Annotated in this window: 19 protein-coding genes; 5 read left to right on the plus strand and 14 right to left on the minus strand. The window is 64.6% G+C overall.

Annotation, left to right across the window (positions count from 1 at the left end; all coding sequences use genetic code 11):
- Position 1 precedes the first annotated feature (1 nt).
- Both M1B35_RS21525 and M1B35_RS21530 read right to left on the minus strand, forming a co-directional pair.
- Positions 2-2,746: an ATP-binding protein gene (locus tag M1B35_RS21525; RefSeq protein WP_268263002.1), complete on the minus strand. Its 2,745-nt coding sequence runs from the start codon at positions 2,744-2,746 to the stop codon at positions 2-4.
- Entirely contained in the window at positions 2,743-3,180 is a 438-nt protein-coding gene (locus M1B35_RS21530; protein WP_268263003.1) for a TadE/TadG family type IV pilus assembly protein, read from the minus strand. Before M1B35_RS21530 ends, M1B35_RS21525 begins: the two co-directional genes overlap by 4 nt.
- A gap of 73 nt (positions 3,181-3,253) precedes the next feature.
- On the opposite strand from M1B35_RS21530, the gene M1B35_RS21535 reads away from it, so the two are divergent.
- Together M1B35_RS21535 and M1B35_RS21540 are read left to right on the plus strand one after the other, a co-directional pair.
- Entirely contained in the window at positions 3,254-3,724 is a 471-nt protein-coding gene (locus tag M1B35_RS21535) for a prepilin peptidase (protein ID WP_268263004.1), read from the plus strand.
- A 144-nt stretch (positions 3,725-3,868) separates the two neighbouring features.
- The gene (locus M1B35_RS21540; protein WP_279653866.1) at positions 3,869-4,636 is read left to right on the plus strand and encodes a response regulator transcription factor; all 768 of its coding nucleotides are present in this window, start codon (positions 3,869-3,871) and stop codon (positions 4,634-4,636) included.
- Between the two features lie 43 nt (positions 4,637-4,679).
- On the opposite strand, the gene M1B35_RS21545 is transcribed toward M1B35_RS21540, so the two are convergent.
- The 8 genes from M1B35_RS21545 to cpaB are packed head-to-tail and all read right to left on the minus strand — an operon-like array spanning position 4,680 to position 12,127.
- A complete protein-coding gene (locus M1B35_RS21545; protein ID WP_268263006.1) occupies positions 4,680-4,952 on the minus strand; it encodes a DUF3613 domain-containing protein in 273 nt (90 codons plus the stop codon).
- Between the two features lie 14 nt (positions 4,953-4,966).
- Positions 4,967-5,674 carry a tetratricopeptide repeat protein gene (locus M1B35_RS21550; protein ID WP_268263007.1) on the minus strand — a complete coding sequence of 236 codons (708 nt, stop codon included), beginning with the start codon at positions 5,672-5,674 and terminating at the stop codon, positions 4,967-4,969.
- 10 nt (positions 5,675-5,684) lie between these two features.
- Positions 5,685-6,569: a type II secretion system F family protein gene (locus M1B35_RS21555; RefSeq protein ID WP_268263008.1), complete on the minus strand. Its 885-nt coding sequence runs from the start codon at positions 6,567-6,569 to the stop codon at positions 5,685-5,687.
- 1 nt (position 6,570) lies between these two features.
- Positions 6,571-7,455 (minus strand): type II secretion system F family protein, encoded by an 885-nt coding sequence (locus tag M1B35_RS21560; RefSeq protein WP_268263009.1) that lies wholly within the window; start codon positions 7,453-7,455, stop codon positions 6,571-6,573.
- A gap of 16 nt (positions 7,456-7,471) precedes the next feature.
- On the minus strand, positions 7,472-8,746 hold the full coding sequence (locus M1B35_RS21565; RefSeq protein ID WP_123329794.1) for a TadA family conjugal transfer-associated ATPase: 1,275 nt from the start codon (positions 8,744-8,746) through the stop codon (positions 7,472-7,474).
- Positions 8,743-9,930 carry a CpaE/TadZ family protein gene (locus tag M1B35_RS21570; RefSeq protein WP_268263010.1) on the minus strand — a complete coding sequence of 396 codons (1,188 nt, stop codon included), beginning with the start codon at positions 9,928-9,930 and terminating at the stop codon, positions 8,743-8,745. Before M1B35_RS21570 ends, M1B35_RS21565 begins: the two co-directional genes overlap by 4 nt.
- Positions 9,927-11,168, minus strand: coding sequence for a type II and III secretion system protein family protein (locus tag M1B35_RS21575; protein WP_123329798.1), 1,242 nt, complete (start codon positions 11,166-11,168; stop codon positions 9,927-9,929). The genes M1B35_RS21570 and M1B35_RS21575 overlap by 4 nt, the downstream gene beginning before the upstream one ends.
- A 20-nt stretch (positions 11,169-11,188) precedes the next feature.
- Positions 11,189-12,127: a Flp pilus assembly protein CpaB gene (gene cpaB, locus M1B35_RS21580; protein WP_123329800.1), complete on the minus strand. Its 939-nt coding sequence runs from the start codon at positions 12,125-12,127 to the stop codon at positions 11,189-11,191.
- A 330-nt stretch (positions 12,128-12,457) separates the two neighbouring features.
- Between cpaB and M1B35_RS21585 the strand changes: the two genes are divergently transcribed.
- Complete coding sequence (locus tag M1B35_RS21585; protein ID WP_123329801.1) at positions 12,458-12,664, plus strand: Flp family type IVb pilin; 207 nt, start codon at positions 12,458-12,460, stop codon at positions 12,662-12,664.
- 55 nt (positions 12,665-12,719) lie between these two features.
- Complete coding sequence (locus M1B35_RS21590) at positions 12,720-13,133, plus strand: response regulator (RefSeq protein ID WP_123329915.1); 414 nt, start codon at positions 12,720-12,722, stop codon at positions 13,131-13,133.
- Positions 13,134-13,320: 187 nt separating this feature from the next.
- Here M1B35_RS21590 and M1B35_RS21595 read toward each other — a convergent pair whose 3' ends face one another.
- The 4 genes from M1B35_RS21595 to M1B35_RS21610 all read right to left on the minus strand — a co-directional run bounded on the left by M1B35_RS21595 (position 13,321) and on the right by M1B35_RS21610 (position 19,278).
- Positions 13,321-14,991 (minus strand): ShlB/FhaC/HecB family hemolysin secretion/activation protein, encoded by a 1,671-nt coding sequence (locus M1B35_RS21595; protein ID WP_123329803.1) that lies wholly within the window; start codon positions 14,989-14,991, stop codon positions 13,321-13,323.
- 193 nt (positions 14,992-15,184) lie between these two features.
- The gene (locus M1B35_RS21600) at positions 15,185-16,621 is read right to left on the minus strand and encodes a collagen-like triple helix repeat-containing protein (RefSeq protein ID WP_268263011.1); all 1,437 of its coding nucleotides are present in this window, start codon (positions 16,619-16,621) and stop codon (positions 15,185-15,187) included.
- Between the two features lie 447 nt (positions 16,622-17,068).
- A complete protein-coding gene (locus tag M1B35_RS21605) occupies positions 17,069-17,920 on the minus strand; it encodes a MaoC family dehydratase (protein ID WP_268263012.1) in 852 nt (283 codons plus the stop codon).
- Between the two features lie 2 nt (positions 17,921-17,922).
- Positions 17,923-19,278, minus strand: a complete 1,356-nt coding sequence (locus M1B35_RS21610; protein ID WP_268263013.1) for a 3-oxoacyl-ACP reductase — start codon at positions 19,276-19,278, stop codon at positions 17,923-17,925.
- Positions 19,279-19,413: 135 nt separating this feature from the next.
- Here M1B35_RS21610 and M1B35_RS21615 point away from each other — a divergent pair, with 135 nt between their 5' ends.
- Complete coding sequence (locus M1B35_RS21615) at positions 19,414-20,691, plus strand: acetyl-CoA C-acetyltransferase (RefSeq protein ID WP_268263014.1); 1,278 nt, start codon at positions 19,414-19,416, stop codon at positions 20,689-20,691.
- Positions 20,692-20,729 lie beyond the last annotated feature (38 nt).

A 20,729-nucleotide genomic window follows, 5' to 3' on the forward strand; every position in this document is an offset into this window, starting at 1 on the left:
CTCAGCTCAGGGGCAGCTCGATGCAGAAGCGCGCCCCTTGTTCGGCGTTGCTCACGCTCAGGCGGCCGCCCATGTTTTCGACGATGCCATAGCTCACCGACAGGCCGAGGCCGGTGCCGGTGCCAATGGGTTTGGTGGTGAAAAAGGGCTCGAAAATCCGTTCCAGCAGGCGCGGGTCGATGCCGCCGCCGTTGTCTTCCACCCACAGGCGCACCCATTGCTCGTCCCGGTCGGCGCTGAGGCTGATCCACGGCTGCCCGTGAGCCTGATCAGCGCGTGGGTCGAGCAGGGCATCGCGGGCGTTGACCATCAGGTTGATCAGCACCTGCTCCAGTTGGTCGACATGGCCGCGCACCTGAACCTGCAGGTCGATCTCTCCGAGCCGCAGTTCCACGCCCTTGCCGCGCATGCCCTCGCTGAGCAGCGACAGGCTGCCTTCCACGGCCTGGGCCGGGTTGAAGGGGCGCTGCTCGATCTCCGAGCGTCGGCCGAAGACCCGCATGTGATCGACGATGCGCGCCGCACGTTGCACCTGGGCGTCGATCCGGTTGAGTTTTTCCTGGAGGTAGTCGATCTGCACCTCGCCCTTGCCCAGGCGCTTGAGCACGTTGACGATGGCCATGCGCATCACGTTCAGCGGCTGATTGATTTCGTGGGCCAGGCCGGTGGCCATTTCGCCGAGGGTGGCCATTTTCGCGCTCTGGGTAAGCTGCAATTGGGAGCGTCGGACTTCCGTGTTGTCGCGGCCTACGGCCTGGATCTCCAGAAGTTGCCCCTGGGCATCGAACACCCCGCGATCCGACCAGACCCACCACGCATGTTCGCGCCCGGGCAACTGCAGGCTGATTTCCGCCGTGCTCACCGGGAACTCGGGGCTCAGCAGGGCGATGCGCTGGACAAATGCCTGATGCTGCTCGGCCGACAGCCAGTCGCCGAGGTGGCTGCCCGGCAATTGCTCCGGCGCGCACTCCAGGTAGTTGGCCAGCGGACGGTTGCCGAACGTCAGGGTCAGGTCCGGGCGGTAGCGGCAGATCATCGCTGGCGAGTCTTCCACCAGGATCCGATAACGCTCTTCACTTTGCCGGACCTGCTCGGCGGCCAGGGTTGCGCTGGTGACATCCAGCCACAGCCCCACGGCTTCCACCGGCAAGCCCAGGTCGTCGCGCAGCAGCTTGGCCTCGTCCAGCACCCAGTGGTATTCGCCCTGGCGGTCACGCAGTCGATAGCGGCTGTGGACCGCGCCTTCGCGCAGCAGTTGGCGGGTGCGTTGGAAGTACAGTTCACGGTCATCGGGGTGGACCCAGTCCACCACCGCGCCGCCAGGACAGTCTTCCAGGCTCCAGCCCAGCAGCGGTTGCAGGCTGGCGCTGAAGAAACTCACCGGTAACGCGCCCTCGACGTAGGCCTGCACGTAGATCACCGCCGGGGAACTGGCGATCAGGTTGTCGAGGCGGGCGTGGGCGGCGGCGGCCTGTTGCTGCTGCTCCTTGATGTCGCTGATGTCGAGCATGAACCCGACAAAGCGCCGCTGTTCGCCGTGGCCCAGGGCCTGGCCCTGGACCCGATACCAGAGCGGCGGCGCCGTGGTGTCTGCAGGCAACAGGCGCACGCACAGCAGCAGTGGCTTGTCGTGTTGCAGGGCTTGCAGGCCGCTGGCCAGCTCTTGCCGGTCAGCCGGGTGGATGCGCTGCAACCAACGCTCCACGGACAGGCGACGGGTGTCGGTGTCCAGTTGCAGGCTGCGGGCCAGGGGGGCGGCGACCTGGATCTCGGCGTGCCCGGGCAGCCATTCCCACCAGCCGGTGCCGAGCAGTTCCTGCAAGGCCGCCAGGCGTTCCAGATGCTGTTGGTTGCGCTGCTCACGCAGGCGGCCGAGCAAGGGGGCGGCGAGGGCGGCGCAGAGCATCAGCCAGTCACCGTCTTGCAACGCCACAGTGGGCGCCGCCGAGTAGCCGCCGCACAGCAACCAGGCGGCGACTCCCTGATCATCTCGATAGGGCACCAGCAGCCCTTCGCCGTTGCCGAAGAGCCCCAGCAGGCGCGGGTGGGGCTCAAGGCCATGGAGCAGTTGCAGGCGCAGGGGCGCATTGCCGGCGAGGCTGTCCAGGGCGCTGCCCAGTACCTGGCCGGGTTGCCACAGGTCTGCCGCGTCGTGGGCACGGTAGCAGGCGTGGATCTGCCACTCGTGTTGCTGTTCATCGAGCAGGGCGATCGCCACGCTGGGAATGGCCCAGCGCTGGGCCAGCCCTTGCAGCTGGTCCTGCAGCACGTCGGCCAGGCGCGACAGGCTGCAGCGGCGCAGTTGTTCGCTGAACTGGCCCGCGAGCCCCTGGCAGGTTTCCCGGATTCGCCCGTGTTGCCGCTCCTGGAGCAGGTCGCCGATGTCCAGCAACTGCATCAGCCAGGCATCGGCCCACGGCTGTACCCAACCGCGCAGGTGCAAGGTGCTACGGCCAGGGCCCTGGAAGTCCAGGTCCAGCAGTTGGCCGGTCCAGTCGGCGGGGCCGCCTTCAATCGCCAGCGCACGCTGGGGCCACAGGTAGTCCGCCAAGTGCAATGATGCCAATGCCTGGGGCCGTTGCAGCAGGGCGTGGCGCAACGGGCCGGCGATCTCCAGCACCCGGCCCTGGCCGTCCAGCAGCAGCTGCAGGCCGACCGGTTGGGCGGGCAAGGTCGGCAGGGCTTGCGTGGCCAGAGAGGGCGAGCGGCCGAGCAGGCGGCCCAGGAGTTTGTCCCCAGGGGTCAAAATTGCATTCTCGAGGTGACTTGCAGCTGCGCTGGCAGGTTGGGCACGGTGCCGATCCCGGGTAGCACCAGGAAGGGCATGACCTGATTCAGTTTGCTGGTGGGGTAATTCACCGCAACGGTGAGGATGCCGCCGCTGTAGACCGCGCTGTAGTCGCTGGCGGCGAAGTTGAAGGCGCTGGGTATCCACGCGGTTTTCTGGGCCACCACTTGCTTGGCCAGGGTTTCCACGGCGCTTGCGTAGTTGGGTGTGTTGGGGTCGATCGACACCGAACGCCTGAGGGCTTCGGCGGTGGCCTCGTGGAAGGATTGCACCAGCAGCAATGGCAGGCTGTAGCTGACCAGCCCATAGAACACGGCAAAAAAAATCACGAATACGGCGGCGAACTCGATGGCCACTGCCCCTTTTTCCGCGTTTCGCAGGCCCTGTTTCATAAGTGCGTCTACCCTGACGACCACTGAGTCATCTGAGCATAGATTCATTCAGCCAAAAGGGACGTTTAACTGAATGCAAGGCCTCGTTTTGTACAGCTGGCTGATGCTTTGCGCGGCCCAGGACATTCGTCAGCGGCACATCGCCAACCTCCTGACCCTGGGCGCCGCGCTCCTGGCGCTGCTGTACCTGCTGTGGACGGGCAGCACCTGGTGGGGCGCCACGCCTGCCCAGGGCGGCTGGGCTCTGCTGCTTGCGCTGCTGTTGACCTTGCCCGGCTACGCCCTGGGGCGCATGGGCGCGGGGGATGTGAAGTTGCTGGCGGCGTTGGGCCTGGCGACCGATCAACTGCACCTGCTGGGCACGTTGATCGGGGCCGGGGCCACCAGTCTGCTGTGGATACTGCTAGCGCCAAGAATCTGGCCCCTTATGGGTCAAGGGCTTAAACAGGGTCTGCGACACCTGGACCCGCAACAGTCAAAGAATTGTGCTTTTGCCCCCTTTATCCTGCTCGGAATGCTCTCCACGGCGCTTTGGATCCACTAGTCGCCGAGGTGATTAATGCCATGTACATAGTCCGAAAGTGGGTCTACGTTTATCTCGGAGCAGCCCGCGAAATGCATGACGCAACAGCAATGGTCAGCCATTGACCTAGGCATGGAGTGAGACGTGAACAAGCCAAGTGTCCAGATGAAGGTGCTTGTGGTGGACGATCAGCCCTTGATCGTCGAGGAGCTGTGCGAGTTTCTCGAAGGCAGCGGATACCGTTGCGTCCCGTGTGATTCCAGTCGTCAGGCGGTTGAGTTATTCAGCAACGACGAGGAAATTTCCCTGGTCCTGTGCGACCTGCACATGCCCGAGCTGGACGGCATCCAACTGGTCCAAGAGCTGCATCGGGTGGCCGGCAAGCAACGGGTGTTCGAGGCCATCATGCTCACCGGTCGCGCCGACAAGCAGGACGTGATCAAGGCCCTGCGTGCCGGTTTCGCCGACTACTACCAAAAACCCATTGTCCTCGACGAACTGCTGGCGGGCCTGCAACGCCAGGAAGCGGCCCTCGAGGAGCAACAGAAAAACCTGCAACTGGGGCACCTGAACCAGAAGCTGCAGTTCCTTTCCCAGTCCATCGATGACCTTTACCAGGACCTCGACAAGGTTCGCCGCAGCCCCCAGGCCGCGACGGGCGAGGACGACGGCGAGGCGGGAGGCGAGCTGGACCGGATCGAGATGCCGGCGATGTTCAATCAGTTGTCACCCCGGCAGTTGGATGTGGCGCGCCTGGTGGGCAAAGGCCAGACCAACTACCAGATCGCCTGTGAACTGGGGATCACCGAAAACACCGTGAAACTCTACGTGTCCCAGGTCCTGCGCCTGACCCACATGCACAACCGCACCCAGTTGGCCCTGGCGCTGTCCCCCAGCAGCTCGGTCCACGGGCAGCGCCTGACCGCCCACTGACCCCTGCTCAAGGTGGCTGGCCGCGTTGGCCTGCCGCCGTGCCCTAACGTTTGATTTCCACCTTGCCGGCAGCATCCGGGTCATACAGGTCCGGAATCTCGTATTGGTATTTTTTCAGCCAGCGTTGCAGCGCCAGCTCGCGTTCGACGGGCGTGGCGGTCTGTGGCGTGGGCGAGGCGGCGAGGTTGCGTCGCTGCAGTTGCAGCCAGTTTTCGGTTTCCTGTTGCTGGGCCGAAGACGGCCCAGGCTCGATAGCGTCTACGGCCCAGGGGGCGGCCAGCAGGGCTGCACAGCAGAGGATCGGGAGTTTCATCATCACCTCTTCTTCGCTTACTTGATGCCGGAGGATGGGGCGTCGGCCACTGCCGCGACCTGGGCGCTTTTCAGCGAGCCCTTGAGGGCTTGGGCTCGGGCCTGGGCCTGGCTGAATTGTTCGGGGCTCAGGCCGGCACTGCTGACCACGGCGGCGGCCTGTTCCCAGTTGTCCTGATACAGCAGCAGGGTCACCAGGTTGAGTGCCGGCAGCGTGTCGCCCTGTTTGAGCTCGATGGCGGTGAGGAACTGGAAGCGGGCGTCGTCGAGGCGCAGTTGGTTGAGGTAGACCACGCCCAGGTCGTTGCGGACCTTTTCGTCGGTGGGCGCCAGGCTTGCGGCGCGCTGCAGGTGGGCCTGGGCCTGGCCGTTGTCGCCACGGGCGGCAGCCAGTTGCCCCAGGCCGTGCTCGCCTTCGGCCGCCAGGCACGAGCCCAGCAGGCTGCGGTACAGGGGTTCGGCTTCGCTGCGCCCCAGCAGGCGATAGACCCGGGCCTTGCGCAGGCGCACCTCGCTGAGGTTGTCCGGCAGGCTTTCCAGGTTGGCCAGGCTGGCGTGCAGTTTGCCCTGGTTGGCCAGGTCGTCGGCCAGGCTCATCGACAGTTCTTGCTCGGCCCCCAGCGGGGTGCAACTGCTGGACGAGCTCAAGGCCGACCAGGGCATCTGGCCGTTGTTGGCGCATCCGGCGAGCAACATCAGGCTTGCAGCGGCAATCATGGCTTTCATTAGCGTCCCTCTAATAAGCGAAGGCCCGGGCGATGGCGGTGAAGCCCGGGCCGGCCAATACGATCAGCAAGGCGGGAAAGAGAAACAGCATCATCACCACCGACATCTTGGCCGACATTTTCGAAATGTATTCCTGCAGGCGGGTCAGGCGCCGGTCGTCGAGCAGTTGCTTGAGCGTCTGCAGCGACTTCATTGCGCCCCCGCCCTGTTGAATCAGTTGCTGGAGAATCACGCAGGTGTCGGTGAACTCGTCCACGGCCAGCAGTTGCGCGGTGTTGTTCAGTTCCTGGCCCAGCTCCAGCCCGGAGTCCACCCGAGTCAGGATCAGGCGCAGTTCCAGGGTCAGTTGCGGCAAGAGTTTCTGCGCCTCGCTGGCGAGCACCCGCAGCGCCTGTTCCACCGCCATGCCCGACTCGAAGAGGATGCGCAGCAGGGGGATGAAGGTGGAGATCTCCAGGGCAATCGCGTTTTGTCGACGTTGGGCGCCATACGCCAGGGCCCGCTTGGGCAGCAGGTAACCGACGCCGGCCGCCAGCAGGGGGGCGAGCCAGCGGTTTTCGGCGTGGGGGAAGGCCACGCTCTGGACAAACAGCACCACGCCGATCAGCACCACCGGTGTGCCGATCTGCAGCGCGGCGAACAACGAGCGTTGCTGGGCCCGGCGCCAGCCGAGGCGATTGAGCAAGGTCAGGGTTTCGCTGTCGATGCTCACCGAGCGCTGGCCAAAGCGGCTTTCCCCTAGCGCCCGCAGCCAACTGCCCAGGCGGTTGTCGCGGGTCATGTGGCCCTGCAGGCGCTGGGTGATCTGGCGTCTGCGCTGGCGCTGCTCCACCAGGTTGCCGCCAATCAGCAACAGCGCCCCGAGGAACAGCAAGACACTGGCCACGATAAACATCTCAGACGCTCCGCAACATGCGCCACAGCGCCAGGCAACCGAAAATCTGCAGGAGTACCGCGATGATCAGCATGGTCTGGCCACTGGGATCGCGCCACATGCCCAGCATGTAGCCTGGGTTGGTGAGCATGAAGTAGGCCACCAGCAGCAGCGGCAGGCTGCCCAGGACCCAGGCGGTCATGCGGGTTTCCCCGGTCATGGCGCTCAACTGCCGGGCCCCCTGTTCCCGTTCGCGAATCAGCTTGATCAGGTTCTCCAGCAACTCGCTGGCATTGCCGCCATAGCGATGGTTGACCTTCAGCCCCAGGGCGAACATGCGCAGTTCGTCCTGCTCGTAGAGTTCGGCGAAGTCCTGCACGGCATCGGGCAGGTTGACCCCCAGTTGCACGTTGCGCTGGATCCGGCCCATGGCTTGTTTCAGCGGATCACTGCTGGCCTCGATGCCGCCCAGGACGGCGTCAGCCAGGGTCCGGCCGGACTTGAGGCTGCGCACGCTGTGGTCGAGCAACTGTGGCAGTTGCTCGATCATGCGCTTGAGCCGGCGCTGATACAGCCAGGCCACATACAGCCGCAGCACCAGGGGCGGCAGCAGCAGACAGCCGAGCAGGCCGGGCCAACTGGCCAGGGCGAAACCCAGGAGCATCAGCAGGGCCCAAAGGGCCAGCCACAGCCCCAGGCGCTCCGTGGGCTGGCCCAGCCCGGCCCTTAGGAAAGCGCGTTCCAGGCCGTTCCAGGAGGTTTTTTGCGGGGCCAGGTCCGGCTGCCCTTCGGCCAGGCGGCTAAGCACCCGCTCGGTATTGGTCTTGCGCAGGCCGTTGTAGAACAGCCAAAACGAAAGCCCGAGCAGGATCAGGCACATCAGGGCCAGCAGCACAGGAGCGAGCATGGCGGACCTCGCAGTGTCAGTTGTGGGCCAGGCCGCTGTCGCGGCGCAGCTTGTCGCCGGCCGGGTTGATCGCCTCTCGCACAAAGCCGAAGCCGGTGCGGCGATCGAGGCGGAACAGGGTGTTGGTGACATAGACGTCGTCGCGCACCCCGACCACTTCCACCACTTCGCTGACGCAGCGGCGGCCGTCGGGCATGCGGGTCAGTTGGATCACCACATCCAGCGCGGCGCAGATCATTTGCCGCAGGGTGCGCTCGGCCACTTGGCGCCCGGTCAGGCCCACCAGGGTTTCCAGGCGCAGCAGGGCGTCCTGGGCGTTGTTGGCGTGCACCGTGCTCATGGAGCCATCGTGGCCAGTGTTCATGGCGGTCAACACGTCGAGCACTTCCACGCCGCGGATCTCGCCGAGGATGATCCGGTCCGGGCGCATCCGCAGGGCGTTGCGGATCAGGTCGCTGGCCTTGACCTCGCCGTGGCCCTCGGCATTGGGTGGCCGTGTTTCCAGGCGCACCACGTGGGGGTGGCCCAATTGCAGTTCGGCCACATCCTCGATGGTCACCAGGCGTTCATGGGGGTTGATCAGTTGGCTGAGAATGTTCAGCAAGGTGGTCTTGCCGGTGCCGGTGCCGCCGCTGATCAGGATGTTGCAGCGCTTGCCCACGGCTTCCTGAATGAATTCGAAGATCTGCAGGTCGATGGTTTGCATGGCCATCAGGTCGCTGCTCTTGAGCATGTCCTTGCGAAATTTACGAATCGACAGGCACGGCCCGTCCAGGGCCACCGGCGGGATGATTGCGTTGACCCGGCTGCCATCTGGCAGGCGCGCATCGACCATCGGTGAGGATTCGTCCAGACGCCGGCCCAGCGGCGCGAGAATCCGCTGGATCACCCGCTCCACGTGATGGGCGTCGATAAACCGCAGGTCGCTCTGGTGCAACACGCCTTCGCGTTCGACAAACACCCGGTGCGGGCCGTTGACCAGAATCTCGGTCACCGCCGGGTCGCGCAGCAGCACTTCCAGGGGGCCGAAGCCGGTGAGCTCGTCGACGATTTCCTCGGCCAGGCGCTCCATCTCATAGCGGGAAATTGCCAGGTGCATGCGGGCGATGTATTCCGCGACCTTGTCGGTGACGAACTGCGACAGGTTCTGCCGCGAACTCTCCAGCAGGTTTTTCCCCGACTCTTCGATGGCGTCGATGATGTAGCGGTGCAGCACCAGTTTCAGGCCTTCGTGGTCGGTGTTGCCCGTCGGGCCACGGGGCGCAGCGCCAAAGAGTTTTTCGCTGGTCATTTGCTTCCCCTGAACAGGTCGAGCCAGCCGGCCTTGGGTTTGGGCAGGCCTTCGGAGCGTTTGGCCAGGCGTTCACCCAAGGTTCGCAGGCTCTGGCTCAGGGCCTCGCGGGGGGCCAGTTCGAACAGGCTGATGCCCTGGTTCTTGGCGTTCAGGCGCAGTTCCGGGCTGAAGGCCAGGATGGCGATCACCTCCAGGCCAAAGGTCTTGCCCAGGGTTTCGGCGTCGGGCGCGACATTGCGCAGGTAGTGGTCCACCAGTAGGCGGGCGTGGTCCAGCTTCATGCCTTTTTCCCGCCACAGGTTGAGCACCGCCAGGTTGCGCCGGCAATCGAGCACGCTCTGGTCGGTGCGCCACAGCAACTTGTCGCAATGGCTGACGAAGGTGCGCAGGGCTTCGCTGTCCGGTTGCCCGGCGAGGTTCACCACGATGTGCTGGAAGTGCTGGCGCAAGGCGCTGAGCAACATGTACAGCTCGGCGGCGCTGGTGTGCTCCAGGGCATCGTCATTGTTGGCGTAGGCGAGGATACGCAGCCCGGCCTCGGCGCTGGTGAAGGCGCTGTCGATCAGGGTCGAGTCCAGGCGGCGCAGGTGGCGCAGGGCATCGCCGAAGTGGAACGAGCTTTCCAGCCCCAGCAGCGCCAAGCTGTCGCCCCGGGGCAGGCCCAGGTCGAGGAGCAGGGTTTGTTGCCCGCTCTTTTGCACCACCAGCGCCAAATGGCTGGCCAGCAGCGCGCCGTCGCCGTCGCCCTGGGTGCCGTAAAGCACGGTCAGGCCACCCAGTTGGGTGTTGGGCGCCACGGGCGGCAGGCGCTTGCTCAAGCGGCGTACCAGGCCGGCGACTTCACTGGAGCGCGAACCATAGGCGACGAAATCCCGGGCCCCGGCACGCATGGCGTTGAGCACCAGTTGGTTGTCCATGCCGTCACCCAGGGCGACGATGGCCAGCATTGGCTTGGCCTCCAGCACTCCTTCGATCAGGGCCGCCTGGGCCACCACGTTTTCCCGGTCCAGGCCGATGAACACCAGGTTGGCGAAGGTCACGTCCACCAGCGCCAGCAGTTCATCGAGGCTGCCCCCGGCACCGACCACCTGGCCCAGCGGCGCAAGGGCGCCCTGCAACCACTCAAGGTCCGTGTTGTTGCGGGTGATGGCCAGGAAGGTCTGGCTCAGGCTCTGGCTCATTGCGATAGCCCACTGCGTTTGTCGAAGTTGCCGTTTTCAAGGAAGAACATGCGATAGAAATTCGGGTCGTAGTTGCGCAGCCGCTCACCCGGCAGCGACGGTAATTGGGCGTCGGCGGCCAGGGGCTGAACCAGATGCGGTGTCACCACCATCAGCAGTTCCCGTTCTTCGCGGTTGATGGTCGAGTCGCGAAAGAACGCGCCAATCACCGGAATGTCGCCCAGCCCGGGAAACTTGTTGACCTGGGAGCCGTTGCGGGTGCTGATCAAGCCGCTGATGACGAAGCTTTCACCATCGGCCAGGGCGATGCTGGTGTCGGTGCGGCGCACGGTCAGGGCCGGGACCACGCTCCCGGCGATGTTCACGCCGTTGCTGTAGTCCAGCTCGCTGACTTCCGGCGCCACCTTCAGGGTGATGCGGTTGCGGTCGATGATGGTCGGGGTCAGGGTCAGGCGGATACCGAACTCCTTGTATTCGATGGTGACGCTGTCGCTGCCGGCGCTGGGCACCGGGATGGGAATTTCACCGCCGGCCAGGAAGCTTGCGCTCTGCCCGCTGAGGGTGACCAAGCTGGGGCGCGCCAGGGTGTAGGCGAAGCCGCTGCCTTCCAGGGCGTTGATCAGTGTCAGCACCCGGCCGTTGCCAAAACCCAGGTTGAAGCCGGTGTTCTCCAGGGGGATGTTGGTTCGTAGCCCGCCGAAGGTCGGCGCAGTGCCGCCGGTGGCGGGGGCGGTGCCCGGGGAGCCGAACAGGAAGTTGTGGCCACGGCCGAAAATCGAGGTGCTGGCTTCCTTGAGTTTGGTGCGGCTGACCTCGACGAAACGAATGTCGGTCTGCACCTGGCTGGGCAGGCTCAGGTCCTGGGACGCGGGCCGTGCGGCGGCGGTCAGGGCCGCCGTGGCCTTGCCCTGGACGAACACCATGCTTTGCCGCGGGCTGCTGGAGCAGGCGGTCCAGACCATCAGGCTGGTGGCGCCCGGCGCCATGCCCGTGAGCAGAAAGGCTTTGTTGCCATTGGGGTGGACGTCGGCAATCTTCGGGTCGCCCACTGCCAGGCGGGTGATGGCCACCGGGGATTGCAGTTCTTGTTGCAGGCCTTCGCCGACCTCCATCACGGCCGGCAATGGACCCAGGCCCGAGCAGCCCGCTGCAGGTGCCGCAAGTGCCAGGCTCACAGGCAATGGGGCGCACAGCAGCATCAGCAGGGCATTGAACAGCGGCACGGAACGACTGCGCATGTAGAGGCATCCTTGCTCAATCAGGGAGTTTGTTGGGTGACTTGGTTGCCCCGTATGACTTCGATCGCGGCTCGTGATCCGGTGCCTGGCGTGGCCGGGCTTCTGGGGGCGCTGCCGAGGGCCAGCTGGGTGAACTGGAACAACTGGCTGTTCGCGGCGTCCAGGTGCAGAGGGGCGTCTTGATCCCCGGCCCAGTAACGGGCCAGGCGTTGTTCTTCGCTGCTGCGCACGGCCAGGCGCAGGGTGCCGACCTGGGTGGCGAGCATCATCCGGCTCAACAGTTGTTCGGGCACTGCCAGGACCACGGTGCGCGCGCTGATCCGGCGTTGGTCCTGCTTGAGTTTTTCATCGGTGCTGAGGGCCGGGGATGCCGGTTTGCCGTCATTGGTCAGGCCCAGTTGCTCGCCCACCGCCAGCACGCGCATGGCGGGTACGGCGATCTGTGCTGATTGCTGTGGGTTGGCGGCTTCCTGGCGCAGGAACAGCAGGACATCGACGTAATCCCCGGGGCTCAGCTGCCCGGCAGCGCCGATCACTTCGTCCACGGCCACCGCCAGTGCCCGCTCGTCCGGGTGAATCATGCGTGCCAGGGCGCCGCCGGATTCAAAGCTCTCGTCACTCAACCAGGTGCCGGCGCTCAGGTGTCGCCACGGGGTGCGGCCAACGGCCTGGTCAATGCTGTTCAGGCTGCCGGCTGGCGCGGTAAGGAGTTTTTCCAGGGTCAGGTCGGCGGCGCTGAGGGCGACGAAGGGCGGCACGTCACGGGTCAGTACCACCACCGATTGGCGGGTCTGGTCTTGGGCGCTGGCGGTGGTTTCGGCAATCACTGTGGTGACGACGGGTGCGGGTGCGGGCGCCGGTTCTGCCGGTTGGCGACTCAACACCAAGCCCCAGTAACCAAAGAACACTGCGCCGATGAGCAGTAAGCCGGCCAAACCCATGGTAATGCGACTGTTCATGAAGGCTCTCCCTTTCCCGCGGCACTGCAAAAGCCCACACTTCCAAACGAGTTGTTTTCTCAAACAGGCAGCGCTGAACATTCAACTATTTCGCTATTGGAAGGTAGTCCAGCTAGGACAAAACGCCATTACTCCTGGAAAAATAACCAACGAAAGTCATATAGATGCGTCTGCAATGGGTTTTTTTGACGCCAACATTCCAACTAATACTTAATCATTAATCGTTTCTTACAGTTGAAGGAGCCCTGTTTGTTGTCAATGCTCTGGTGGCACCGAGGAATCATGTCGCGGTGGCGTTACATCGGCATTGTTGCCGCAAGGAGAAGTGCAATGATTCTTCAATACCTGCTGCTTAAAACCCGCCTGTTCTTCAACCGTACCGAAGGTGCTTCGGCAATCGAATATGCGATTGTGGTGGCTATGGTCGCCGTGGTCGTCGTGGCCTTTGTCACACCGATGGGAGATCGGGTACTGGCCATCTTCAACAATATCCTGACCAGCCTGAATGGCACCGCCGTGGTTCGGCCAACGCCTTGAATCTGTTTGAACTGTCGTCTCTGAACCTCGCTGTATGGCCACTCAGGTATTCCACATGAGCACCTCTTCATCTCCACGCCAGCAACTTCTTCTCGTGGACGATGAAGAGGACGCCCTGATGGAACTCGCCGAGTTGCTCGAAGGCGAAGACTTTTGCTGTTTCACCGCCACCTCGGTGAAGCAGGCCCTGGAATTGCTCACCCGCCACCCGGACATTGCCTTGGTCATTACCGACCTGCGCATGCCGGAGGAAAGTGGTTTGTCGTTGATCAAACGCCTGCGTGAACACACCTCGCGCCAACACCTTCCGGTCATCGTGACCTCCGGGCACGCCGACATGGATGATGTCAGTGACTTGTTGCGCCTGCAGGTCCTGGATCTGTTTCGCAAGCCCATCTATCACCTGCGCTTGCTGGAAACCCTCAACAACCTGTTTCCCCAGCCGAGGCTGCACATCGTCAGCCCTTGAAGGCGCTCGCGTCTCTCAACGGTTTCACCTGGATGGACCCACGACGCCTCGCTGACCGCGGGGCGTTTTTGTTGGCGAGGAACGGGGCAGCGGCGGTTGAACGGGTGGTTTTTATCGACGCCGGGTCCCGCCGAGTGCCGTGCATCGCCCCATAAAAAACCGCCCGAGGGCGGTTTTCATGAGGGGCTCAAAGTTGGTAACTGAAACTCAAGGTGTAGCGCGGGCGCCGGTTGAAAGAGTCCAGGGCTTCGTCGGACATCGGCTTGGCGGCCTCAAGGGCGATGTTGTAGTACTTGGCATCGCCAAAGCGCAGGCCCACGGCGGCCGATGACAGGTTACTGCCCTTGATCGGCAGCTGGTTGAACCAGGTTTTCGAGCGGTCCAGTACCACGTAGGGTTGCAACACCCGGACCCAGTTGCCTGCTCGGTTGAAGCTGTAGTTGACCTCGTAGGCCACGCCCCAGCCCTTATCGCCGGACGCTTGGTCGTCGGGGTAACCGCGGGCGAAGTTCTGCCCGCCAAAGGTGGCGCGTTCGCTGTCGGGCAGGTTGTCGTCGCTCCAGTAAAGCGCGCCGGACAGCACCCCCTGCCAGTTGTCGAAGAAGCGGTCGCTTTGCACCCCCGCCAGGCGCAGGCGGAAGAAGTTCAGGTCGTAGAGGGCGTTGTTGGTGTTGGCGCCCATGCCATTGATGCCTTGATAGACACCGGCACTGAGGATGCGCAGTTGCCGCGTGCCGGATTTGCTCCAGTCGGCTTCCAGGGCCAGGGCGCGCAGGTCGGTTTCTTCCTCGAGGCTCAAAGCCGTGTTGAGCACCTTGTAGCGGGTCTTGTCATTGACCCCGTAGAGGCGCACGCCGGCGCTGAGCAGCTCGTTCGGCGAGGCAATGAACGGGTGGCTGACGCCGATGGAGAAGCGGTCGTTCTCGCGGTGGGGCGCCAATTCGAGGCCGCCGTCGAGCAGCACATTGGCCTCGGGGTCACTGCGATAGCGCGCGCCATAGAGGCTCAGTTGTGTGCCTTCGGTGCCCAGCAACTGGCTGTAGTCCAGGCGGTAGTAATGCTCTTTGTCGCTCCCCGGCGGGAACAGTCCGCTGAGGCTCAACTGTTCGCCCATGGAGGTCTGTGAATTGCTGCTCACGCCCAGCAGTGCCTGCAGGCCGTTGCGGTTGTCCTTGGTGGTGCTCAGGGAGCTGGTGAAGGGTTTGCGGCTGGCCTGGGCCAGCAGGTAGGTTGCGCCGTCAGTGGTGCCGGGTGGCGGCACCTGGGCTTGCAGGGTCACGCCGGGGAGGCGGCTCATCAAGGTGGTGTAGCGTTCGAAGGTTTTGCGGGTCAGGGGGCGCTCTGCCTTGAGCTTGGTCACCAGTTTGTCCAGGTAGGCGGATATCGGACCGACGTCGCCCTGCAGTTGGTAGTCCTTGATGTAGCCCTCCACCAACACCACCCGGACCAGGCCCTGGTCGAAAGTCTGTTGCGGCATAAACGCGTAGGACAACAGGTAGCCGTCGTCCTGGTAGCGCCGAGTGATGTTGCGTGTGGCTTCGATCAACTGGCCGAGGGTCGCCTCGTGGCCGATCAGCGGCTGGTAGATGGCCGCCAGCTCTTCAAGGGGGTAAATGGTGCCGCCTTCGATCTGCAGGCGGTGCACGGCCACCTTGGTGCCCATCATCAGGCCCGCACCCTGAGGCGCCGTCGGCTCCGGCAATTGCAACTGGGGTGTCACGGGGCGGTAGGCGTCCACCGGCAGGTTGGGGGTGGGCAGGTTGCGGACGGTGTCGTTGCTGTTGAGAAAACGTGGGAGGGAGTCAGCGTGGGCGTAGGAACAGCAGCCAAATATCAACAAGGAAGCCAAAGCGCGCATAGGACACTCCATGGTCAAACCGCAGCACCGCGAAACGTATCAGTCGTGATCACCGGCCGGGGTCTGTGCCCCGATTGGCAGTGATGGACTGCCTTGCTCCAGATAAAGAAAAAGACGAGAGACTCATCGGAATCTCTCGCCTCAACCAAGCGTAGGCGCTGTAGGAAAGGCCGTCGAATCGGCCAGGTGCAATTTATTTTTTGCCGCCCAGGGCGCCGGTCAGGCCACCCAGTACGCCGCCCAGACCGCCCAGGCCACCGGTGCTGCCACCACCGGTGGTGCCGCCGTTGACCAGGCCGCCGACCGAGGTCACGGTGCTGCCCAGGGTGGTGACGGTTTGCCCCAGGGCGCCGGCCACTGGGTTGTTGCTGGTGCCGGAGAGGGTGGTGCCGACGTTGCCGACCGCGCCGCCCACTTGACCCAGCAGGCCGCTGACCGGACCACCGAGGCCAGTGGCTGCGCCCACTTGTTGGGTCAGGCCGCTCACGGCGTTGGTGACCGGGTTCAGGGCCGAACCGAAGTTGCCGCCGACGCTGGCCAGGGGGGCGGTAACCACCAGGTTGGGGGTGCCGCTGCCGCCCAGTGCGCCGCCTACCGAGGCGATCAGGCCGCCTACCGCACCGCCAGTCACGCCCACGGCGCTCACGGTGCCGTTGGTGTTGCCGGCATTCAGGCCATTGCTGAGGTTGGCCACGGCGCCACCGACGGTTTCCAGCAGGCCGTTGGCGCCCAGGCCGCCGCCCGAACCACCCGAGCCGCTGCCGGTGTTGCTGACATAGCCGCCGGCTTGGCCGACCGCGCCGCTGGCGTTGCTGAGGACGCCGCCCAGCAGGTTAGTGACCGGGTTGCCGTTGCCGGCATCAGTGACTTTATCGCCCGCGCCATCCACGGCCTGGGCCACACCATTGAGCAAGCCTTTGACCGGAGCGCCGAGCCCGGTGGCGCTGCCGACCTTGCCGGTCAGGCCTTCGGCCAGGCTCACCACTGGGACCAGCACGTTGTTGCCGACGCCATCGGTCAGGGTGCCCAGGGGGCCGCTGCTGGTGACGGTGCTCAGGGTGTTGCCGAGCATGGTGACTTTGTCGCCGACGCCATCGAGCACCGGTGCCACTTTGGTGACCACGCCACCCACCAGGGGAATGCTTTGGGTGGCGGTGGACAGTTTGCCGCTCAGGTCCGATACGCCGTCGCCCACATCGCCGACGACGGCGCCAACGGTGGCAGTGGTCTTGCTCAAGGCTTTGGGGTCGGTGCCCAGTTTGCCCAGGCCGTTGGTCACGCCATTGCCGAGGGTGTCGACCACATTGCCGGCGGTGCCGGCCACGCTTTCCACCACGCCGCCCACCACGGGCACGGCGGCCAGGGAGCTGCCCAATTGGCTGACACTGGTGCCGACGCCACTGACGGTGGTGCCCACGGTTGACGCCACGGTGCTGGTGACCAGTGGGGAGGCAGTGCCACCGCCACCTGTACCGCCACCGCCGCCGCCATCGGTGCCTCCACCACCGCCGGCACTCGAGCTGCTCGGGGTGCTCTTATGGCCGCCACCGCCGCTGCTGCAGCCGGTCAGGCCGAGGCTCAGGGCCAGGGTTAATGCAGTGCCTACTTTCCACCAAGTTTGAGTGTTCATGAGAGAGTCCTTGCACCTGTTACAACGTTCGTTGTTTTCGAGGGCTCTCCCTTTCTACTGTTGGAGATGCCTTCGTCCGTTGTGCCTATCAAGCTCCCGGGGCTATCTCCGAACAATTCTCAACTTGGTATTAACAACTTATATATCCGGTATTAAGTGCGGCGTAATGATTAATGCCAAGGTGATAACAGGCCTGTTGTTTAACTTTGTGATCTATGAAAAACAACGGCTTGCGATTTTGTTAGTTGGCTAATTAGTTGCTAGAAACTAAAGTTATATAGTCGTAATTGACCATGTTTTACTTGAGGGTGGCCTTGGTTTGACGGGCACTTACTACCCAGGCCCAGTGCCCATTACAGGCGTTGAGTTGCCTTGCAATAGGCAAAACCACCCCTTGTCCAGGGATGGTTCGATGGGCCTTTCAGGGGGGGCGGACAACGGATGCCCTCAAGCGATGGGGGTCCAACCGCCTTGCATGTGTTGCAGGTCGCCGTTGACCACTTGCAGCTCACCGCTGGACCCCGGTGTGCTGGCCAGCAGCGTCACCTCGCCGGGCAGGCGCACGGGCTTCTGGAATTGCACGGCGATCTCGATGTTCGCCGCGGGCAGGTGTTCATGCAGCGCCGCCAGGGTCCGGGCCTTGGTCCACAAACCGTGGGCGATGGCTTGGGGAAAACCAAACAGCCGGGCACTGAGGGCACTCAGGTGGATGGGGTTGTAGTCGCCCGAGACGCGGGCATAACGCCGGCCGATATCGGCGGGGGCCTGCCAATGGCTCAGTTCGCTCAATGCGCCAAGGGCCGGAGCCGTGTCATCGACCGGGCTGCCCGGTAGTTCGACCCCGCGGCAGAGCATGCGGCTGTGGGCTTCCCAGAGCGGGCCGAGCAGATCATCGACGCTGGTGATCAGGTCGAACACCGCGCCTTTGGCATGGGGCTGCAGGTTGTCGACCTGGACGCTGATGCGCAGGCTGCCGACCCCGCCCATGGGGCGCAGCACGCGAATACGGTTGCTCAGGTGAATCAACCCCAGCAAGGGGAAGGGAAAGTGCTCGGCGGTGAGCAGTTGCATCTGCAGGGCAAAGGCCAGCACCTGGGGATAGGTTGGGGGCAGCAGGCCGTTTTCGACGAATCCGCAGACCTGGCGATAGGCCGCGAGGTGCTCCGGCTGTACGTGAACCCAGCAGCGCAAGCCGTCTTCGGGCAACTGGGTGCCGCTGATTCGGCGGCGTCGGAGGGCTTTCAGGTAAAGCCCGGCCAGACGCGGCGGGCTGGCGAGTTCGTGCCATTGGACGCTCATGTTCATGCCCCCAGTACGCTTTGCCCGCAGACCCGCAAGGCCTGCCCGGTGACGGCGCCGCTGCCCGGCTGGCCGAGCCAGGCCACGGCTTCGGCCACGTCCTGGGGCAAACCGCCCTGGCCCAGGGAACTCATGCGGCGCCCGGCTTCGCGCAGGGCGAAGGGCACGCGCGCGGTCATCTGGGTTTCGATAAAACCCGGGGCCACGGCGTTGATGCTGATGCCGCGCTGCTGCAGCAACGGCGCCCAGGCCTGGGCCAGGCCGATCAGCCCGGCCTTGCTCGCGGCGTAGTTGGTCTGCCCGCGGTTGCCGGCGATGCCACTGATGGACGCCAGCAGGATCACTCGGGCCTGGTCGTGCAGGGTGCCGCTGTCGAGCAGGACCTGGGTCAGCACCTGGGGCGCCTCGAGGTTGACCGCCAGCACCGCGTCCCAGAATTCCGGGGTCATGTTGGCCAAGGTCTTGTCCCGGGTGATGCCGGCGTTGTGCACCAGAATGTCCAGGCCGTCGGGCAACTGTTCCACCAGGCGCTCGCCGGCGTCGCTGGCGCAGATGTCCAGGGCCAGGCTGCGGCCTCCTAGGCGCGCGGCGAGGGCGTCGAGATCGGCCTTGGCCTGGGGCACATCCAGCAGCACCACTTGGGCACCGTCACGGGCCAGGGTTTCGGCGATGGCGGCACCGATGCCCCGCGCCGCGCCGGTGACCAGGGCGGTGCGCCCGGCCAGGGGGCGGCTCCAGTCCTGGACCTGGGTGGCGCAGGCCTGCAAACGAATCACCTGCCCGGAGACAAAGGCGCTTTTGGGCGAGAGGAAGAAGCGCAAGGCCCCTTCGAGCTGGGCCTCGGCGCCTTCGCCAACGTAGAGCAGTTGTAGGGTGCCGCCGTGGCGCAGCTCTTTGGCCAGGGAGCGGCTGAAGCCCTCCAAGGCGCGCTGCACGCTGGCGGCGATGGGGTCGTCGTCGAGGGTTTCCGGGGCGCGGCCGAGGATCACCAGGTGTGCGCTGTGGTCGAGGTTTTTCAGCAGTGGCTGGAAGAACTCCCGCAGCTGTTTGAGCTGCGCGGTCTGGCGCAGGTCACTGGCGTCGAACACCACGGCCTTTAGCTTCGGTCCGTGCCCGGGGATCCAGGGCGTGGCCGGGCCTGGCTCGCTGCCGTAGCTGTAGACCGCGTCGGTGAGGCGTTTGGCCAGTTCGCCGATGTGCTGTACCAACGGCCCGCCGCCGAGCAGCAGCGCCCCTTCGATGGGCCGCAGGCGCCCGGCTTGCCAGCGCTCCAGGCGTTCCGGCGACGGCAGGCCAAGGGCCCCGACCAGGCGTTGGCCGATGGATGAGTTGGCGAAGTCGATATAACGGTCGGACATGGAACGCTCTCCAAGGGCTGGGGTTCAAAGTGTGGACCACGCAGGGTCTTCAGTCGTTCGATCGGCGCGGGACAACCTACGCTTGTGGGGTGGCGCACCGATGACCACGCACACATTCACCATAGGGAGCTTTTCATGACTCAGCTGCGCCGCGTTGCGATTATCGGCGGTAACCGTATTCCCTTTGCCCGTTCCAACGGGCCCTATGCCACCGCGAGTAACCAGGCGATGCTGACCGCGGCCCTGGAGGGGTTGATCGAACGCTACAACCTGCACGGGTTGCGCCTGGGTGAAGTGGCTGCGGGGGCGGTGCTCAAGCACTCGCGGGATTTCAACCTGACCCGGGAATGCGTCCTCGGTTCGCGGCTGGCGCCCACCACCCCAGCCTATGACATCCAGCAAGCCTGCGGCACCGGCCTGGAAGCGGTGCTGCTGGTGGCCAACAAGATTGCCCTGGGGCAGATCGAGTGCGGCATCGCCGGGGGCGTCGACACCACATCCGATGCACCGATCGGGGTCAACGAGGGGTTGCGCCAGATCCTCTTGCAAGCCAACCGCGCCAAGAGCACCGCGGACAAACTCAAGGCTTTGTTGGCGTTGCGCCCGCGTCATCTGAAGCCGGAACTGCCGCGCAACGGTGAGCCGCGTACCGGTTTGTCCATGGGCGAGCATTGCGAGTTGATGGCGCAGACCTGGCACATCCCCCGCGCCGAGCAAGACCAGTTGGCCCTGGAAAGCCATCAGAAACTGGCCGACTCCTACGCCCAAGGCTGGCATAACGACCTGCTCACGCCGTTCCTCGGCCTGACCCGGGACAACAACCTGCGCCCGGACCTGAGCCTGGAAAAACTCGCCGGCCTCAAGCCGGTGTTCGAGCGTAGCGACCGCGGCACCCTGACCGCCGGCAACTCCACGCCGCTGACCGACGGCGCCTCCCTGGTGCTGCTGGGCAGCGAAGCCTGGGCCCAGGAACGCGGCTTGCCGATCCTTGCCTACCTGCGTGATGGCGAGGCGGCGGCAGTGGATTTTGTCAGCGGTGCCGAGGGCCTGTTGATGGCGCCGGTGTACGCCGTGCCGCGTTTGCTGGCGCGTAATGGGCTGACCCTGCAGGACTTTGACTACTACGAAATTCATGAGGCGTTCGCGGCCCAGGTGCTGTGCACCCTCAAGGCCTGGGAGGACCCGGAATACTGCCGCACGCGTTTGGGGCTGGAGAGCCCGCTGGGCTCCATCGACCGCAGCCGTCTCAACGTCAAGGGCAGTTCATTGGCCGCCGGACACCCGTTTGCCGCCACCGGCGGGCGCATCGTGGCCAACCTCGCCAAGTTGTTGAGCGTGGCGGGGCAGGGGCGTGGTTTGATTTCGATCTGTGCCGCGGGCGGGCAGGGCGTGACAGCCATCATCGAACGCTGAAGGGCTCAGCGTCCGGTCAGTGCTCACCGGCAAGCCGG

The sequence above is a fragment of the Pseudomonas morbosilactucae genome (genome assembly GCF_023241665.1).
In the GTDB taxonomy this organism is placed as follows: domain Bacteria; phylum Pseudomonadota; class Gammaproteobacteria; order Pseudomonadales; family Pseudomonadaceae; genus Aquipseudomonas; species Aquipseudomonas morbosilactucae.

Coding starts and splice junctions, on each gene's coding strand:
- M1B35_RS21530 (WP_268263003.1), bottom strand. CDS start 3,180: ATGAAACAGGGCCTGCGAAACGCGGAAAAAGGGGCAGTGGCCATCGAG.
- M1B35_RS21535 (WP_268263004.1), top strand. CDS start 3,254: ATGCAAGGCCTCGTTTTGTACAGCTGGCTGATGCTTTGCGCGGCCCAG.
- M1B35_RS21540 (WP_279653866.1), top strand. CDS start 3,869: ATGAAGGTGCTTGTGGTGGACGATCAGCCCTTGATCGTCGAGGAGCTG.
- M1B35_RS21545 (WP_268263006.1), bottom strand. CDS start 4,952: ATGATGAAACTCCCGATCCTCTGCTGTGCAGCCCTGCTGGCCGCCCCC.
- M1B35_RS21550 (WP_268263007.1), bottom strand. CDS start 5,674: ATGAAAGCCATGATTGCCGCTGCAAGCCTGATGTTGCTCGCCGGATGC.
- M1B35_RS21555 (WP_268263008.1), bottom strand. CDS start 6,569: ATGTTTATCGTGGCCAGTGTCTTGCTGTTCCTCGGGGCGCTGTTGCTG.
- M1B35_RS21560 (WP_268263009.1), bottom strand. CDS start 7,455: ATGCTCGCTCCTGTGCTGCTGGCCCTGATGTGCCTGATCCTGCTCGGG.
- M1B35_RS21565 (WP_123329794.1), bottom strand. CDS start 8,746: ATGACCAGCGAAAAACTCTTTGGCGCTGCGCCCCGTGGCCCGACGGGC.
- M1B35_RS21570 (WP_268263010.1), bottom strand. CDS start 9,930: ATGAGCCAGAGCCTGAGCCAGACCTTCCTGGCCATCACCCGCAACAAC.
- M1B35_RS21575 (WP_123329798.1), bottom strand. CDS start 11,168: ATGCGCAGTCGTTCCGTGCCGCTGTTCAATGCCCTGCTGATGCTGCTG.
- cpaB (WP_123329800.1), bottom strand. CDS start 12,127: ATGAACAGTCGCATTACCATGGGTTTGGCCGGCTTACTGCTCATCGGC.
- M1B35_RS21585 (WP_123329801.1), top strand. CDS start 12,458: ATGATTCTTCAATACCTGCTGCTTAAAACCCGCCTGTTCTTCAACCGT.
- M1B35_RS21590 (WP_123329915.1), top strand. CDS start 12,720: ATGAGCACCTCTTCATCTCCACGCCAGCAACTTCTTCTCGTGGACGAT.
- M1B35_RS21595 (WP_123329803.1), bottom strand. CDS start 14,991: ATGCGCGCTTTGGCTTCCTTGTTGATATTTGGCTGCTGTTCCTACGCC.
- M1B35_RS21600 (WP_268263011.1), bottom strand. CDS start 16,621: ATGAACACTCAAACTTGGTGGAAAGTAGGCACTGCATTAACCCTGGCC.
- M1B35_RS21605 (WP_268263012.1), bottom strand. CDS start 17,920: ATGAGCGTCCAATGGCACGAACTCGCCAGCCCGCCGCGTCTGGCCGGG.
- M1B35_RS21610 (WP_268263013.1), bottom strand. CDS start 19,278: ATGTCCGACCGTTATATCGACTTCGCCAACTCATCCATCGGCCAACGC.
- M1B35_RS21615 (WP_268263014.1), top strand. CDS start 19,414: ATGACTCAGCTGCGCCGCGTTGCGATTATCGGCGGTAACCGTATTCCC.